Annotated in this window: 18 protein-coding genes; 5 read left to right on the top strand and 13 right to left on the bottom strand. The window is 37.5% G+C overall.

Annotated features, from left to right (window positions below):
* Positions 1–78: 78 nt before the first annotated feature.
* Entirely contained in the window at positions 79–2,223 is a 2,145-nt protein-coding gene (locus tag BCG07_RS11495; protein ID WP_286890238.1) for a winged helix-turn-helix domain-containing protein, read from the bottom strand.
* A gap of 281 nt (positions 2,224–2,504) precedes the next feature.
* On the opposite strand from BCG07_RS11495, the gene BCG07_RS11490 reads away from it, so the two are divergent.
* Together BCG07_RS11490 and BCG07_RS11485 are read left to right on the top strand one after the other, a co-directional pair.
* Entirely contained in the window at positions 2,505–2,870 is a 366-nt protein-coding gene (locus BCG07_RS11490) for a hypothetical protein (protein ID WP_058428255.1), read from the top strand.
* Positions 2,871–2,903: 33 nt separating this feature from the next.
* Positions 2,904–3,824 carry a TraB/GumN family protein gene (locus BCG07_RS11485; protein WP_286890237.1) on the top strand — a complete coding sequence of 307 codons (921 nt, stop codon included), beginning with the start codon at positions 2,904–2,906 and terminating at the stop codon, positions 3,822–3,824.
* 113 nt (positions 3,825–3,937) lie between these two features.
* On the opposite strand, the gene trpS is transcribed toward BCG07_RS11485, so the two are convergent.
* Genes trpS through rpe form a run of 3 tightly spaced genes read right to left on the bottom strand, consistent with a single transcriptional unit; the run spans position 3,938 to position 6,322 of the window.
* Complete coding sequence (gene trpS, locus BCG07_RS11480) at positions 3,938–4,942, bottom strand: tryptophan--tRNA ligase (RefSeq protein WP_006793110.1); 1,005 nt, start codon at positions 4,940–4,942, stop codon at positions 3,938–3,940.
* A 31-nt stretch (positions 4,943–4,973) separates the two neighbouring features.
* A complete protein-coding gene (locus BCG07_RS11475) occupies positions 4,974–5,639 on the bottom strand; it encodes a phosphoglycolate phosphatase (RefSeq protein WP_243532516.1) in 666 nt (221 codons plus the stop codon).
* On the bottom strand, positions 5,639–6,322 hold the full coding sequence (gene rpe, locus BCG07_RS11470) for a ribulose-phosphate 3-epimerase (RefSeq protein ID WP_286890235.1): 684 nt from the start codon (positions 6,320–6,322) through the stop codon (positions 5,639–5,641). The genes BCG07_RS11475 and rpe overlap by 1 nt, the downstream gene beginning before the upstream one ends.
* Positions 6,323–6,527: 205 nt before the next feature.
* Here rpe and BCG07_RS11465 point away from each other — a divergent pair, with 205 nt between their 5' ends.
* The gene (locus BCG07_RS11465; protein WP_006793107.1) at positions 6,528–6,824 is read left to right on the top strand and encodes a hypothetical protein; all 297 of its coding nucleotides are present in this window, start codon (positions 6,528–6,530) and stop codon (positions 6,822–6,824) included.
* A gap of 3 nt (positions 6,825–6,827) precedes the next feature.
* Positions 6,828–7,013: a DUF2970 domain-containing protein gene (locus tag BCG07_RS11460; protein ID WP_074210163.1), complete on the top strand. Its 186-nt coding sequence runs from the start codon at positions 6,828–6,830 to the stop codon at positions 7,011–7,013.
* On the opposite strand, the gene BCG07_RS11455 is transcribed toward BCG07_RS11460, so the two are convergent.
* The 9 genes from BCG07_RS11455 to BCG07_RS11415 all read right to left on the bottom strand — a co-directional run bounded on the left by BCG07_RS11455 (position 6,958) and on the right by BCG07_RS11415 (position 15,858).
* Positions 6,958–7,827 carry a Dam family site-specific DNA-(adenine-N6)-methyltransferase gene (locus BCG07_RS11455; RefSeq protein WP_006793106.1) on the bottom strand — a complete coding sequence of 290 codons (870 nt, stop codon included), beginning with the start codon at positions 7,825–7,827 and terminating at the stop codon, positions 6,958–6,960. The two genes, BCG07_RS11460 and BCG07_RS11455, sit on opposite strands and share 56 nt — an antisense overlap.
* Before the next feature lie 53 nt (positions 7,828–7,880).
* On the bottom strand, positions 7,881–9,203 hold the full coding sequence (locus tag BCG07_RS11450; RefSeq protein ID WP_243532514.1) for an SPOR domain-containing protein: 1,323 nt from the start codon (positions 9,201–9,203) through the stop codon (positions 7,881–7,883).
* A complete protein-coding gene (gene aroB, locus BCG07_RS11445) occupies positions 9,204–10,274 on the bottom strand; it encodes a 3-dehydroquinate synthase (RefSeq protein ID WP_008131701.1) in 1,071 nt (356 codons plus the stop codon).
* Positions 10,275–10,304: 30 nt separating this feature from the next.
* A complete protein-coding gene (gene aroK, locus BCG07_RS11440) occupies positions 10,305–10,823 on the bottom strand; it encodes a shikimate kinase AroK (protein ID WP_006793103.1) in 519 nt (172 codons plus the stop codon).
* Positions 10,824–11,007: 184 nt separating this feature from the next.
* On the bottom strand, positions 11,008–13,101 hold the full coding sequence (locus BCG07_RS11435) for a type IV pilus secretin PilQ (protein WP_039036262.1): 2,094 nt from the start codon (positions 13,099–13,101) through the stop codon (positions 11,008–11,010).
* Entirely contained in the window at positions 13,088–13,627 is a 540-nt protein-coding gene (locus tag BCG07_RS11430; protein ID WP_286890230.1) for a pilus assembly protein PilP, read from the bottom strand. Before BCG07_RS11430 ends, BCG07_RS11435 begins: the two co-directional genes overlap by 14 nt.
* Positions 13,624–14,229, bottom strand: a complete 606-nt coding sequence (locus BCG07_RS11425) for a type IV pilus inner membrane component PilO (protein ID WP_006793100.1) — start codon at positions 14,227–14,229, stop codon at positions 13,624–13,626. The genes BCG07_RS11430 and BCG07_RS11425 overlap by 4 nt, the downstream gene beginning before the upstream one ends.
* The gene (locus tag BCG07_RS11420; protein ID WP_286890228.1) at positions 14,219–14,791 is read right to left on the bottom strand and encodes a PilN domain-containing protein; all 573 of its coding nucleotides are present in this window, start codon (positions 14,789–14,791) and stop codon (positions 14,219–14,221) included. Before BCG07_RS11420 ends, BCG07_RS11425 begins: the two co-directional genes overlap by 11 nt.
* Entirely contained in the window at positions 14,779–15,858 is a 1,080-nt protein-coding gene (locus BCG07_RS11415; protein WP_006793098.1) for a pilus assembly protein PilM, read from the bottom strand. The genes BCG07_RS11420 and BCG07_RS11415 overlap by 13 nt, the downstream gene beginning before the upstream one ends.
* A 131-nt stretch (positions 15,859–15,989) precedes the next feature.
* Between BCG07_RS11415 and BCG07_RS11410 the strand changes: the two genes are divergently transcribed.
* Positions 15,990–16,816, top strand: an 827-nt coding sequence (locus tag BCG07_RS11410; RefSeq protein ID WP_286890226.1) for a transglycosylase domain-containing protein, incomplete at its 3' end; no start/stop codon positions are given.

The raw sequence follows: 16,816 nt of genomic DNA, 5'->3' as shown, positions 1-16,816 counted from the left end.
CAATAAAAAACACCAAGTAATTTAACTACTTGGTGTTTTTTATATTTGGCTCCCAACTGTTAGTCCTTGATAAACTTTTTATTCATCCCAACTAATTTGTATAATTTGCATATCTTTGTATTTAGCACCCGTAAATAAAATTTCGTTATCTGAACTCACCTCAAAAGTGACAGGCCGAAAGTCCACGTGTGTATCTTGCACGGTACCCTCTTTTAAATTGAGCCTAGCAATTCTTGAAATAGAATCTGAGTAATAAAAATAGTCTTTGCTTACTCCATATACATTCGCCTTTCTGGCATTTTTAGGTAATGGCCAGCTTTGCTTATCTGAGAGACGAATTAACTGATCAAATGTTATTGCGTAAGCGTTCCCTTCACTATCTGAAATAAGCTTATTGGCTTTAATGTCTTCAATTACGCGAGTATCTCGGGTTAGCAAGTTCAACTCAACGACTCTATTTTTTGAATCAAGCTGCTCAATATAAATAATACTTTCGTTATTTTTTGACCAAATATAACTCTCTATTTTACGCCCACTTAACATCTCTAACGGGTAGAATTTTTGCGTGTTTAGGTCATAAAGTGAAAAGCGCTTATTTTTTATTAATAATATACGCCTCTTATTAGGAGATACTTTTAAACCTTTAAATTTATAGGTAGAGGAGTCATCGTCGTAATTAAAAAAACTAAGTTGCTTAGTTAGCCCATTTTGAGCAATCCATAATTGGCTGCTACCAGAGCGCTCTGATACAAAAACATGCGCTGGCCCAGCTTTATTTATTACTTCAACAATACTGTAGTCGTCATTATCACTTTTATACAAAGGTTCATAAACTGGATTGTCACCAAAGGTATCCGTTGCTTTAATTAATGAAAATGCTTGTGTTTTATTTGCTGAGTAAAACAGACTATTAGCAGACTGAACTGCAATATAATAAGGTGAAATTGCGGGGGTAACATTTAGAGTATGTTTAATTATATTATTTTCATTAAACGTAATGCTTGAAAGGTCAGAGTCTTCAAACACAATGACGCCTTGATCATTTGAAAGCCAATCGAACGCGAAACTGATGGTTCTTCTCTTTGCCTTAAATAATCGCTTAGTCTCACGTGTGTTAAAGTCGTAACTAAATACAGAAAATGGCTGGCCTTTTTGGCTTAATATGTACGCTATTTTATTACCCGAATGAGATAAACGCGGCATTATTACACCATACATTACACCTGGCGGAGGAATAACAATCGACTCTTTTTGTAATTCTAAATCGAATTTATATAACCCTGAGCCATCTTGCTCATTTTTGTACTCGGTATAATAAATATACTCCCCATTTTGATCTAATTGCGCATAACCTGTGTATCTGAGGTCGCATTTTTTTATAAGTTTAGCGTCTCCAATAATAGGAAACTGGCTTAAATCAACTAATACCATTTCGCATTGCTGCTGTTTTAAGTTTGTCGCTTGTAATAGCACAGCATGTTGGTTTAGCTGCCACGATAAAATAGATACCTGAAAACCAGGATATGTAATTTCTACTTCTCGCTGATCAGAAAGTCGCTTAACAAATGCACGATTAAAATCCTGTTCAGGTTCAACATTGGTATAAGCTAAATAGTGTTTATCTGAAGATAGCTCAGGGTGAACCTCACTACCTATATTCCACGTACTCGCAACCTTATTTACCGTAACTTGTTTAACTACATCACCAGCGCCTTCACTTGTATAAAACAGTACCAACCACACAATAGAGCAAATACAGGTGATGACTAATAACGTATAAGCCAAAAACGGTTTAATATTCTTTTCTGGAACCGGTTTTGAAATAGTCGCAGTAGTAAAATCATCACTATTTGTAGTGTCAGTAGCCGAGTCAGATATTGAGTTTACAGGCTTTTCAGTAACGCTTTCTCGTGTTAACTGTTCAGGTATTACCGTAAGGCTATACCCTTTACGGTAATGCGTTTTTAAAAGCGGTGCTTTTTCAGTTGGATGAGCAAGCTGTTTTCTTAGCTCTGAGATAGCTCGGTTAATCGCGTTATCGTCTACATAGCTTTGTTGCCATACACTTTCGATTAGCGCTTGGCGGGAAACTATTTGTTGAGGCTTATTTACAAAGTGCAGTAATAACTTTACTAAAAGTGGATCTAATTCCCTTTCTAAGTTATTTGAAGTAATCACACAGCGATTACTTATAAATTGCCAAGGTCCGATTTGATAATTCATAGTCTTTAAGTATTTTTATTTTTATAAACCGTACCACATCAACTCATTATTGTGTATAAAAAGCATTTAAAACCTTATATTAACAATATAAGGTTTTACGCTAACCCATTAAATTAAAACAATTAAATACGATTAAAACCTTATCTATTAATTGCTCATAACTAGATAAGCGACTCTCAGTAAATTCAGCGATATTCTTTAAACCGTCATCAACAAGCAGCTTACTAAAAATCATTTGCGATTCTAAATTAGCTGCAATTAAAAATATAAAAGGTTTAATTATGAACAGCACAATGAAAAAAGGTCTATCTACTTTACTACTAGTAACTGCTTTTAATACTACATCAGCCTTCGCAGTTGATACGAAACAACACATATTTAAAAAGAGTGTTGAGCAGTGTGTAATTGGTGAACATACAGAAACAAACAAACCAACTAACAAAAAGCAGCAAAAAACTAACACAGTAAATGCAACTGAGTCTTTAAAAACTCATGTCGATACGCAAACACTGCTTTCTTCAATAGATGAAAAAATATCAGCTGAACTTGATTCTTCAATGAGCAAAATAAACACAGAAATTGACGAAAACCTTTCAAAAGTAACATCGTCAATTACTGCTTATTTCAGCAATATTTTATCTAACTAAAAACAACAAATTTTAAAGTATTAGGAAGTTATTATGAAAAATTTTACAAAAAAATTAGTATCTGCCAGCGTTTTACTTGGTTGCAGCTTGGTAGCAAATACAGCACAAGCTCAAAGCTCTGTATGGCAAGTAAGCAAAGGAGATGACTCGTTATTTATTGGCGGTACTGTACATATTTTGCCTAAAGCTGAAATGCCATTACCTGTTGAGTTTAATCATGCTTATGAACAAGCCGATACAATTGTTTTTGAAGCGCCAGTACCAGACCCAGCTGATACTAATGCTCAAATGCAAATGCTTGGCGCGCTTTCATATACTAATAATGAAACGTTAAGTGAAAAGTTAGAGCCTGAGGTTAAAGCTTCACTCGAAAATAAACTGAGTGAGTTTGGCGCTAACCTCGAAAAGTTAGATGGTTTTCGCCCAGCCATGGTGAGTATCGTCTTAATGTCGATGGAACTGCAAAAACAAAACTTAATGGGAGAAGGTGTTGATGCTTACTATGAGAAAAAAGCGACTAAAGACAACAAAACAAAAAACTACTTAGAAACAATGGAGTTTCAGTTAGCGTTATTTAAAACAATGGGTCAAGGTAACGAAAATGACTTTATTAAACGTAATCTAGCCGATCTTAATAACTATAATGATATGTTTAAAGGATTATTAACTGCATGGCGAGAAGGTGATACCGACACACTAAATAAGGTAGCGGTTGAAAAAATGCAGAAAAATGACCCAAACAGCTACAAGCAGCTATTCAAAGATAGAAATAATAATTGGTTACCAAAAGTAGAGGCAATGTTTAATAACGACAGTAGTGAGTTTGTACTAGTTGGGGCTGGACACCTTGTAGGCGAAGATAGCTTGCTTACATTACTTGAAAATAAAGGCTACAGCGTTTCATTAGTGAGCATTAATAACGCACAAGAAATTACTGCAAAAGGAGCCGAATAATGGATAAAACAGACAAATTAGCAGTATCCCTGCTGTTTTTATTTGGGTCTATCATGTTGATATGTGCAATATAAAAAATGCCGCTAATAAGCGGCATTTTTATTTCGATAAACCTATCCGCGTGGAATAAACCCTAATGCATCGTATACCGACTTTAGCGTTTTCTCTGCACGTACGCTTGCTTTTTCAGCACCCGATTTCATTATGTTATCAAGTAAATTTTGATCTTCACGAATTTCTTTAAAGCGTGCTTGAATTGGTTCAATCATACTCACTACTGCATCGGCTGTATCTTTTTTAAGATGACCGTACATTTTACCTTCAAACTCTGGTACTAAGTCTTCTATTGAGCGCTTAGTCGCTACGCTTAATAAAGTAAGTAAGTTAGATACACCTGGCTTTTCAGTTCGGTCAAAGTAAATACGCGCTTGCTCGTCTGAATCGGTCACTGCTTTTTTAAGCTTTTTCTCAATCTTTTTAGGCTCATCTAATAACATAATGTAGCCGTTTGGATTTTCGTCAGACTTTGACATTTTCTTGAGTGGGTCTTGTAGACTCATTACACGCGCACCAAACTCTGGAATGTAAGGCTCTGGCAGTTTAAAAACGTCACCGTATAAGTTATTAAAGCGTGTTGCTATGTCACGCGTTAGCTCTAAGTGTTGTTTTTGATCTTCGCCTACTGGTACCTGATCGGCTTGATAAAGTAAAATATCGGCCGCTTGTAAAACTGGGTACGAAAATAAGCCCACGTTTACATTGTTAGCATGCTTTGACGACTTATCTTTAAACTGGGTCATACGGTTAAGTTCACCCATTTGCGCGTAACAGTTAAGTACCCACGCTAACTGTGCGTGCTCTGGCACTTGAGACTGAACAAATAACGCTGACTTTTCAGGGTCGATACCGCATGCAGCATACAATGCAACGCCATCTAGTACACGAGAGCGTAATAATTCTGGCTCTTGGCGAACGGTGATAGCATGCAAGTCAACCAACATAAAGAAACTTTCGTGATCTTCCTGTAACTTTAGCCACTGGTTAATAGCGCCAACATAGTTGCCTATTGTCATACCACCGGTTGGCTGAATGCCGCTTAAAACTACTGGTTTACTCATGATTTTCCTTTATTTACTTAATTATTAATATTTAACGCTGTGTTAGGACAGGTATTATATCTAAGAAGTTATCGCATAGGTACTGTGGATTATAATCAGCAAGGTTTTCACCTTGATTATAGCCATAGCCTACTGCAATTACATCAATACCCGCCGCTTTTGCAGCAAGTATATCGCTTTTAGAATCGCCAATCATTATTGCTTTAGAGGCCTCAATATTTAGCTTTTTACACGCAAACAATAATGGCTCAGGTGACGGTTTTTTTGCCATATCATCGCCACAAATAATAAGCTCAAAATGATTGGTAAGTGCTAACTTATCAAGAAGTTTTTCAGTAAAAATTCGAGACTTATTAGTTATCAATGCTTTTTGCATACCACGTAAAGCTGCAAGCCCTGTTTCAACATGTTGGTATAACACGCTGTATTGGCCTACCTGTTGTTCATAATGCTTATGAAACTGTGCAATGGCTTTATTGGTTAGTGATTCATCTAAATGCTCACTAACCTGCATATCACCACTCAGTGCCCGCTTTACCAACATATCTATACCATTACCTACCCAGCTTTCGACCAAACGTTGGCTTACAATAGGAAATGCCAAGTCGCTTAATGTTAAGTTAATTGAGATATATAGGTCATATACACTATCGACTAGTGTGCCATCCAAATCAAAAAATGCCGCATCGTACTGCATTATTTTACACTCTCAAGTTGCTGACGCATTTGATCAATAACTACTTTGTAGTCTGGCTGATTAAAAATAGCAGAGCCTGCTACAAACATATCTGCACCGGCCTGAGCTGCTGCAGCGATATTATCCACCTTAATACCACCGTCCACTTCTAGTCGAATATCTCGACCTGACTCAACAATTCGTTGCTTTGCCTGCGCTAACTTTTTAAGTGTATGAGGAATAAAGCTTTGCCCACCAAATCCGGGGTTAACAGACATGAGTAAAATAGTATCTAGCTTATCAATTACATGATCTAAATAGCTTAAACTGGTCGCTGGGTTAAATACTAAGCCAGCTTTACAGCCATGATCTTTGATTAATTGAATCGTGCGATCAATATGCTCACTCGCCTCTGGGTGAAAAGTAATTATTGAAGCCCCCGCCTCTGCAAACTGTGGAATGATGCTATCGACAGGCTTAACCATTAAATGCACATCAATTGGCGCGGTGATACCGTAGTCCCTTAGTGCTTTACACACCATAGGTCCAATCGTTAAGTTAGGTACATAGTGATTATCCATTACATCAAAATGCACTACATCTGCACCTGCGGCTAAAACGCTATCAACATCTTCACCAAGCTTTGCAAAATCAGCTGAAAGAATTGATGGGGCAATTAAGTATTTTTGTTCTGGGCTAAACATAGCAGATTCACCAATGAGTAAAATATTACGTTAATGTAACTCAATTGATGACGTTACCCAAGCAACTAAGGCGTAATACTGTTGCGTTTGAAGTGCTTAAGTGGCTATTTTTGACATTTAATTAATAGTCTTTATTAGAAACAAGTTTGTTATTTGAGCAGTTTTTGTTATGCTTAAAAAAGTAACAAATTATTAGGTTCAAATCATGCGCGCTTTTAAAATTGGGATATTAATTGCATCTGCATTATTAGTTATTGGGGTAGTAAATTTTACGCCAAGTTCAGGGCAAGAGTTAAGCTCGGTTAATAATTGTGCTCCGCAATCAACACACGAAATAAACACAAGTAAACCCTGTTTACATGTACTTGAAGAAGACTCTTCTTGGTTTTCTTGGATCACTGGTGATAGCCGCAGCGCTCAGTTTCACTACTTGGATTTACTTGAGTTATTAACAAGCTCAGACGACAGCAAGAAAACACCTTCTTTAAAGCCTTTATTCTAGACAATGCGGCACTTTATTAGCGCGTTGCAAAGTGTGCTAGCCGCATTTTTTGGTGTTCAATCAGAACAAAAGCGCCGCGCAGATTTTCAAGAACACTCTATTTCCTCAATCATTGCTATTGCGATAATACTATTTATCGCTTTTGCGCTTTCAATTTATGCTGTGGTTGTTTTAGTGGTAAGTACATAGCCATTAACTCGCCTACTTTATTACGAGTTCCGCCCTTAGGGCTTATCGTCCTTTTTACTTGAATTTGATCAAGTGATGCTTGGCTGTATATTTTCCGTGTCCATACTGTATCGTGATTTGAAATAAGCACTGGGGTGTTATTTTCAAACGCCGCTTTTTCTGCCAAATTAGCTAAATTAGCCTGATCATCTAAATTAAACCCGCCCTTAGCATAAGAAGTAAACGAAGCCGTTTTACTCAAAGGGACATAGGGTGGATCGCAATAAATAACCGCGTTATTAGGAACCAGTTTAAATACGTCATCGTAGCCTAAGCATGTAAACGTCGCTTGCTGTGCTTTTTCAGCAAAAAAGTACATTTCCTTTTCAGGAAAATAAGGCTTTTTATATTTACCAAATGGTACATTAAAAATACCTTTTAAGTTATAACGGCATAAGCCGTTGTAACCAAAACGATTCATGTATAAAAATAGCATTGACCGCTCATATACATCACGGCTTTGATTAAACTGAACTCGGTATTCGTAGTACGCATCGGGGTGGTTATTTAAATCAACGAATAGCTTTTTTGCATCACTAATAAATTCATCGGGTGAATTTCTTAATTCTTTATATAAGTTGATTAAATCAGCATTAATATCGTTAAGAATATAATGCTTAAAATCGCTATTTAGAAAAACGGAACCGGCACCAACAAAAGGTTCAACCAAGGTATCAGCATGCGAACTTGCTTGGTTTAATCGCGCGTTAATATCATCAACGAGACTGTATTTTCCGCCAGCCCATTTAAGGAAGGCTCTACTCTTTTGCTGCATTGGTTCTTTACTTCAATCTGGTGTTGCGCGATTTTACACTAAAGCGATTTATATTACTGATCAACTAGTGCAATTTCTTGTTTTATTTTACTAATTTTTTTATAAAACGGCTTATTTTTTAAGATACTTGCAGGTAGGTTTTTCATACCTTGCTGTGCATCGTTCATGCTTGTAAAACTGCCGGTTGTCACCACCCACCATGTTTTACCGTTTCTTTGAGTTTGATAAGTGTACGTTGTTAATTGGAGTGCATACTGCTCTATAAAATCATCTACAACCTGCTTTTGTGTTACTGCAAGTAACTGAATCACCGTATTTGAATCATTTTGCTTAGAATACCATGAGCTAACTTCGTTTATGGGCAGTTGCACTGATGATGCATCAACCTCATTGTTAACTTTTGATTGCACAAGCTCTTTAACAGGTTCATCTTTTATGAGCGTATTAGAGCTAATAGGCTCATTGATCTCGCTGCCTGCATTTAAGCTTTGCATAATTGCAGATATATCATTTTTTCTTTCACCTTTAGCGGTAGGCTGTATGTCGGCTACTTTTTCTTTTGTTACTGTGTCAGGTATAGGTGCAATAGCCTGGCTCACTGGAATAGCAGTGCTATCAACCTCAATGGTGCCTTGCTCATAATGCTTTTGCCACCAATCACTCATATCTGACTTATATAACAAGCCTATAATTAAGAACATAATGAGCAACATAAGTACCAGCAAATGTACACGCCATGATACTTTATCTTTAACTTTGATATCTGCGATGTACTCATCCTGTTGCCATGCAAGCAATAAACTAGGATTACCATTAGCTTCAGCTAAAAAAGCTTGGAAAACAGGATCTTCATCGTGAGGAAGCTTTTCAAAGTACCATCCCATTAACTGCTTACTTTCATGAAGAGGGAGGCGTTCAAGATGAATTTCAACTGCATGTTCAACCGGTAACTTTGCAGCTGAGGCAATCATAATATAAAGAGTGATTGGGCTATTTTTAGCTAGCAGCTCCAGCTCAACTAAAAACTCTTCTGATAAGTGCCTACCACCGTCAATAACCCATAAACAGGAGCCCGGTTGCTGTTGATTAAGTAACTGATAAAAATTTTCAGACAAACTTAAATTATGATCAACCAACGGGTTGTTAAAGCTTTGCTCTAATAGATCGCTCATTAACTGAGCGTCTGTCAATTTTGCACTCGATTGTACAAATGCTTTATTAAAGTCGTTGTATTTATCGGTAATAAAGGTTTCAAGCAGATAGCTTTTTCCTAGGCCTGATGTGCCCAGTAAAATAATAAGGTTTTGACCATATTCAAATTGCAGTGCGATTCTATCCACCAAAGCCGCACGGCTTGGTAAAATTTGTGACTGCATTTAGTGCTCGATTAATGCTCGGACTTGATCGTCAGATACATCGTCTACCAGTGCACATTGACCAAATTGAGTGGGTAAAATAAAACGGATAGTTCCTTTTTTATTTTTTTTATCTTTGCGCATATGCAATAAAAATTGTTCACTCGTCATATCTGCAGGTACTTCAGTTGGTAAGTTATATTGTTTAATAACATCCACAATACGCGCTACATCCTGCTGCGTTAAGTCACCTCGAGTGTGAGCTAACTGAGAAGCTAACACCATACCCGTAGCAACAGCTTCACCATGAAGCCACTTACCATAACCCATTTGGGCTTCAATTGCGTGGCCGAAGGTATGCCCCAGGTTTAGCAATGCTCTGAGACCTTGTTCTTTTTCATCCTCAGCAACGATTAACGCTTTAATTTCACAGCACCTATAAATGATATGCTGCAGGCATGTTTCATTTAGCTGCTGTAAGTTTTCAACATTTTGCTCTAAATAAGTAAAAAGCTCGGTATCGTATATTAAACCATACTTGATAACTTCAGCCATTCCTGCCGCAAACTCTCTTTTTGGGAGTGTATGAAGAGACTGAGTATCAATAAAAACAGCTTGTGGCTGATAAAAAGCCCCAATCATGTTTTTCCCCAACGGATGGTTCACCGCTGTTTTTCCACCAACTGATGAATCTACTTGCGATAAAAGTGTTGTAGGTATTTGAATAAACGGCACGCCACGTTGATAACATGCAGCTACAAAACCAGTTAAATCACCAACTACGCCACCACCTAATGCAATTAAACAAGTATCGCGACCACAGTTATTTTGCAGTAAAAAAGCGGATATTTTTTCAAACCACTCTAGTGACTTGTATTGCTCACCATCAGGTATGATAAAGGAAAGAGGATTTAATTCAGCTAATGAATCAAGTAAGCCTTGTAGATATAAAGGTTCTATTGTGTCATTAGTAATGATGATAGGCCGACAATCACCAATATGATGAATTAGACGGCCATTATCTTGAAGTGCAGATTGCCCAATATAAATAGGATAACTTCGCTCGTCCAAATTAACAGTTAATTTAAGCATGCTCAGCTAATCCTTTATTATGTATTGGTTTTAAAAATCTAATTTCTCAATGATTTGATTTGCAACGACTTTAGCGCTTTGCTCATCAGTGCGTACAACAAAATCAGCCACTTCTTTGTATAACGGTTCGCGTTCTTCTGCTAAGCGCTCTAGTACATCACGAGGTGCTTCTTCTGTTTGCAGTAACGGGCGACGCTTGTCGCGTTGTGTGCGTGCAACTTGCTTTTCAATAGGTGTCTCTAGGTATACAACGATACCACGAGCCGAAAGCTTGTTTCGAACTTCTTTACTCATTACTGAACCACCACCTGTAGCAAGAACAATACCTTGCATTTCAGTTAAGTCGCCAATAACAGATTCTTCACGAAGTCTAAAGCCTTCTTCACCTTCAAGATCGAATACCCAGGCAATATCTGCACCCGTGCGGCGTTCGATTTCTTGATCAGAATCAACAAATTCAAGGTGTAATTGATCGGCAATGTGACGACCAATTGTGCTTTTTCCAGCCCCCATGGGGCCAATTAGAAATATATTACGTTTCTCAGCCATATCTTTTAGTACAAACGAACTCTAAAATTTGAAATAAAACCCCGCCTAACGACCTGGCCCCAAAATTAAGGAGGGGATTATCTCAGTAATTGCAGGGGTATTTCAAGTCAATTAGAATAAAAAGCCACATAACGAGCAATTAAACTAAATAATCACCCGTTGATTAACAAAAAAGTACCTTATTTTAATCTATTTGTATTTTTGGTGTCACGAAAATAAGCAATTCACGCTTTTCATTAAATTCACTAGTGCTTTTAAACAACCTACCAACATAAGGAATATCACCTAACACCGGCACTTTATTTGTAGTGTTGATTATCTGCTGTTGGAAAATGCCCCCCAGTACGATAGTTTGCCCGTTTTCAACTAATACTTGTGTTTGAATTTCTTGAGTATCTATCGAAACGGCCTCACCGGTACCTGTTTGTACAGTATCGCCACGTGTATCTTGCGTGATAATTAAGTCTAAAATTACTTTATTATCAGGCGTTATATGTGGCGTCACCTCTAAACTAAGTACTGCTTTTTTAAAGCTTACCGTTGTTGCACCACTAGAAGCCGATTCTGTATAGGGTATTTCAGTACCTTGTTCAATGCGCGCTTTTTGCTGATTGGCAGCAATAATACGCGGGCTTGCAATAATCTCGCCTTTATTCTCTTCTTCAAGCGCACTTAACTCTAAATCGATTAATGTCCCGTTGGCGAGTTTTGCTATGTGGAGGCCTATACTTGCCGCTGGGTTTGTAATAGGTAGATTTACATTTAATCTATCTGTTAAGTCAGGGATTACGCCATTTGAAATGGTTTCAGCGCCTTCTAAAGAACCAGATATACCATCACTACCTTGCTGATCGCTAAATCCCCAACGAACACCTAGGTCCTCAGTTACGTTATCACGCACTGTTACCATACGAGATTCAATAACAACCTGTTGAACCGGTATGTCTAGGGTTTCAATCATGCGTCTAATATTTTCTATGCTCTTAACAGTGTCTTTAACGAGTAAAGTGTTAGTACGCTGATCAACCGACACACTTCCTCGTGGAGTAATGATGCTATTAATATCTGTTTTAAGTAAGTCAGCAAAGTCTTCAGCTTTGGCATAATTCAATCGCATATATTCGCTGTAAAGCGGCTCTAAATCTTCAACTTGCTGCTTTGCTTTTAGATCTTTTGCTTCACGGGCTGCAAGCTCTTCTGCTGGCGCTACCATTAAGATAGAACCATCCATGCGCTTGTCCAACCCTTTTATACGTAATACGACATCAAGTGCTTGGTCCCACGGCACGCCATCTAAGCGCAAGGTAATGTTACCGGTAACGGAATCACTTGTTACTAAGTTAAAGTCGTTATAGCCTGCGATAATTTGTAACGCTGCACGGACTGAAATATCTTGAAAGTTTAAGGTCATTGGTCGACCTTGATACTCTTTACCACCATCTAGGTAAGCATTTTGAGTTTCATCTTTTTCAACTGTGAGGGTAAGAATATTGTCTATTTGCTGATACGTGAATGTAAACTCGGCATTAGGTTCTATAACAACGCGGCTTCGCCCTTCTTCTTTAAATGTTTCGATAGTACTAACAATGGTACCAAAGTCTAAAACATCTAACTCATAAAGTAGATCGTCCAGAATATCTGTATGGTGAAAATCTGCGTAAATTTTGCCGCCACTTTCGTGAACCTCTATAGCAGCTTGAGTGTCTTGTAAAAATACAAGTACCTTTGCCTCACCTTTCTCACCACGTCTAAAATCAATAGATTGGATACGGTTAATGTAGTTTCCACTCACATCACCTGTCAGAACGGCTTCATCTTCAGTTACTGAACCGGTTAATGGGTTATCCGATACACGTATTGAAACTAAGTTGTTATTAACTTCTGTTTCATACATTTTTAATCTGTCTAGATTAACTGTTACCTTTAAACCTTGCTCAGATAACACATTGGTGACACTACTAATACCTGCTTGATTAACTTCAACGTCATTTAATCCTAATTCTAACTCTGCAGTATCAAAAAACATTTCAATACGCGCTGGGCTGTTAAATACTTGAATTTGCGGTTCTAAAGTTATCTCTTCGTCGAAAACAAGCTGTAATTCGGTTTCACCTTTAAGTAATGGGTTATAACGTACATCGTAAAGCAATGGTCCTGCCAAAGCATTGTTAGCACAAACCAAAGCGGCTGTTGCAAATAAAGCTCTCGCAATGCGATTAAACCAAAGAACATCCTTATGCATGTTATTTTTACCTTTTTTATTATTAATTTGCGCCATCAGTTGCCGCCTCTAACATTTCCAGTTTAGTCAGGCGCTCTTTCCAACAACCAGACCCATCAGGGATTAATTCAACTAATTCTATAAAATCGTTACTCACAGCTTTTACCTTGCCATCGTAACTACCCAAATAATTACCAATCGTTACACGATGTAATGTTTCATCTGCAGCAGTTATAAGCGCCCAAACTTGACCACTTGAACCAATTGTACCTTTCATTGCTAAATTATCTAACGGGTATTTTTCTAATGGCTCTCTGCGCCTGTCTGGATCTGGATGTAAACAGTTTTTTATTTGCGTCAGTTTGTTCTGAATTATTTCAGGTTGAGGTGCCACAAATGGACTTCGTAAATTTCCAGCACTATATTCAAAAATCTCAAATTGAGTAAGCTCAGGAATCGACTCAACTTTAGGTGTTGTGCTCGCTTTTACCTGGTCAATAAACTCTTTTTGTTCTGAGGTATCGTCGTTACACCCCACTAACGCAAAACTAGCCAATATCGGCATTAAATGAAGGAGCCTCATTTTTTAACTCCTTCTTCATAACGGTAAGTTTTTGCAACAACACTAAATGTTAGTTGTTTTTCGCCAGAAGACGTAATAGAAAAGTCATGCAAACTAACTATTCGTGGTAACTGAGCAACTTTGCCAACAAATTCACCAAATTCATGATAAGTACCTACTACTTCTATTTTGATAGGTAGCTCGGTATAAAACTCTTTCTCTACTTCAGGTAACCAACCAATTTTTAAAAATGTTAAACCGCTCGTTGTGCCAACATAAGATAAATCGTCAAGTAAGCCTGGTATTTCGTTTGATGTCGGTAACCGCTTAAGTAATTGAGAAAACTTATCTTCCATTTCTATCATTTGTTGGCGATAAATATCTAGCTTACTCGCTACAGCGTATTTTGTTCTGTAGGTACTTCTTAAGTCGACCTCTTTTGATACCGCATTATGGTAGCTATCAATCTCGTCAGAAACTAACAGGCTATAGCTAAAAAATAATATGAGCCCAGCAACAAATGCACAGCAAATTACTTTTACAGCAGCAGGCCAATCACCAATATTGTCTAACTCAATTTCATTCCAATCTATTTCGCCAAGCGCTTTAAAATCAAGGTTCATTACGTACCTCACCAATCTCGTCAAATGGTTTTACGTAAAACTCCATACTAAAGTCACTAAGTAAACGCGAAGACTGATCACCTGCAACAATATCCTGCATGGTCAAACGCTCTAACAAATATGAACTTTGTACCTGGCGGATCATGGTAGATAAACGGTTATTTGATTCACTTCGGCCAAGTACATAAATCTGGTTCCCTCTGCGCTCCAGCTTTGTTAAGTAAATACCTTGAGGTACTATTTTTGTTACTTCATCCATAATTTGTGTGCCAAGGTTACGGCTACTTTGCAGCTCTTCGATTAATCGCATTCGCTGCTGTAGGTTTTCTTTTCGTTTGTCTAATTCTCTAATATCACTGATCTTTCGATCAAGCATGCTTATTTCAGAACTTAAGTAATTATTTTTTAAGTTTTGTCCGTCTTTTAATGCAGTGTAAAACATACTTAATAAGTACATACTTAAAAAACAAGCTAAAACAATTCCAACTAGTATGGTTACAAATTTCTTTTTAGATTCTTCGCGCTGCAGTTCTCGCCAAGGCAATAGATTTATATGTGGCATGATGAAAAGCTCCTTAATGCCAAACCTGTTGCAATTGCAAACTGTGTTCGATGACGCTGCATAACATTACGATCTACTTTTGGCGAAATTTCCATATTTGCAAACGGTTCTGCAACAACACTGTGTATACCTAATTCTTCAATTAATAAGCGATCAAGCCCTTTGATCATAGAAGTTCCACCGGTAAGCACAATGTAGTCTATTTGTTCTTTACCACTCGTTGTTAAAAACATTTGCACCGCTCTACGTACTTGCTGAAGCAACGCTGTTTGAAATGGTGCTAATACCTCAAAGGTATAGTTAGGTGGTAAGTCGCCTGATGTTTTACCTATTTCAGCTTCATCAAACCCTTTGTTGTAGTAGTTAACAATACTATTTGTGTATTGATCACCACCAAAAACCTGGTCACGTGTATAAATAGTTTCACCAGCTTGCACAACACTTACAAGCATGAGTACGGCACCAATATCTACAACAGCAACACACTTATTGAAGGCATCGCTTGGTAGTTGTTGATAATAAACGTCCATCGCACGGCTTAAAGCGTAGCTTTCTACATCAACAATCTTAGTATCGAGATTAGCCTCTTCTAATGCGCCAACACGTGCTTCAACACTTTCTGTTCGGGCTGCTGAAAGTAATACATTCATTTTACTCGGATCAGCTTCGTTAGTAGAAAGCTTTTCGAAGTCTAAGCTAACTTCATCAAGGGGGTAAGGTATTAAACTATCTGCTTCAATTTCAATTTGAGATTCAAGTTCTGCATCACTTAACGACACATCCATAAAAATTACTTTTGTAATAACCGTTTGCCCTGACACCGCCACTGCTGCATTTTTAAGTGACTTAGGTAATTTTCTTTTTAATTTTGTTATTACATTACCAATCGCTTCAATATCTTGAATTGTTCGTTCACTCATGGCGCCTTTAGGCATGGGCTCAATTGCTAGGGCCTCTAATCGAAATCCACTTTCAATTTCTCTCAGAAGCACCGCTTTAATCGAGTGCGATCCGATATCAATTCCTACCATCATTGGCGACGGCTTTTGAAATAGTTGACTTAGCATGTTTGCAACTTGGCCTTTGTTTTAATAATAAACAAGTTATAATTTTTTTCTGAAAAAATATTATTCATTTTTTAATCAATATATACTATCAGTCCAAACTCGCAATTGGGAGTCCATTTAGGGAAATATAAGTGATTTTATTAAAACGAACTTTACAATTTTTTATCATTTGTACGTTAATCGGTCTGATAACTTTGGTCAGTCTTTATTACTACGTTAAACCTGATATCCCCAGTGTGCAAGTTTTAAAAGACGTGCAATTACAAACTCCTATGCAAGTATTCACTAAAGATGGCCTTTTGATCAATCAATTTGGTGAAAAACGTCGAATTCCGGTCACTATTGATGAAATCCCACAACCTTTAATTGATGCATTTTTAGCAACTGAAGATAATCGCTTTTATGACCATATAGGTATAGACCCTATTGGCATAGTTCGCTCTGCTATTGTTCTTATTTCTACAGGCGAGAAAAAACAAGGTGCTAGTACTATTACCATGCAACTTGCACGTAATTTTTTCTTAACCCGAGAAAAAGCTTATATCCGTAAAATAAAAGAGATATTCATCGCTCTACACATAGAAAATGTACTTACTAAAGATGAAATTTTAGAACTTTACCTAAACAAAATCGAGCTAGGTAACCGCGCCTTTGGTATTGGAGCTGCCGCTCAAGTTTATTACGGTAAAGAGTTAAAAGACTTAACGCTTGCTCAAATGGCGATGATTGCTGGCTTGCCAAAAGCGCCTTCGGCGTTAAACCCAATTCGTAACCCTACCCGTGCAAAAGCACGCCGTAATGTTGTACTTGGTCGTTTATTAACTGAAAACTACATAACACAAGACGTGTATGATGATGCAACAAGCCAACCTATTACCGCTTACTTTCATGGTGCTGAAATAGATTTATACGCACCGTACATTTCTGAAATGGTGCGTGCAGAAATGGTTTCACGTTA

It is taken from the genome of Pseudoalteromonas sp. ESRF-bin5, assembly GCF_002632075.1.
GTDB lineage: Bacteria > Pseudomonadota > Gammaproteobacteria > Enterobacterales > Alteromonadaceae > Pseudoalteromonas > Pseudoalteromonas marina.
Note: the sequence above shows the minus strand (reverse complement) of the source record. Positions and strands in the feature narration are given on the sequence as shown.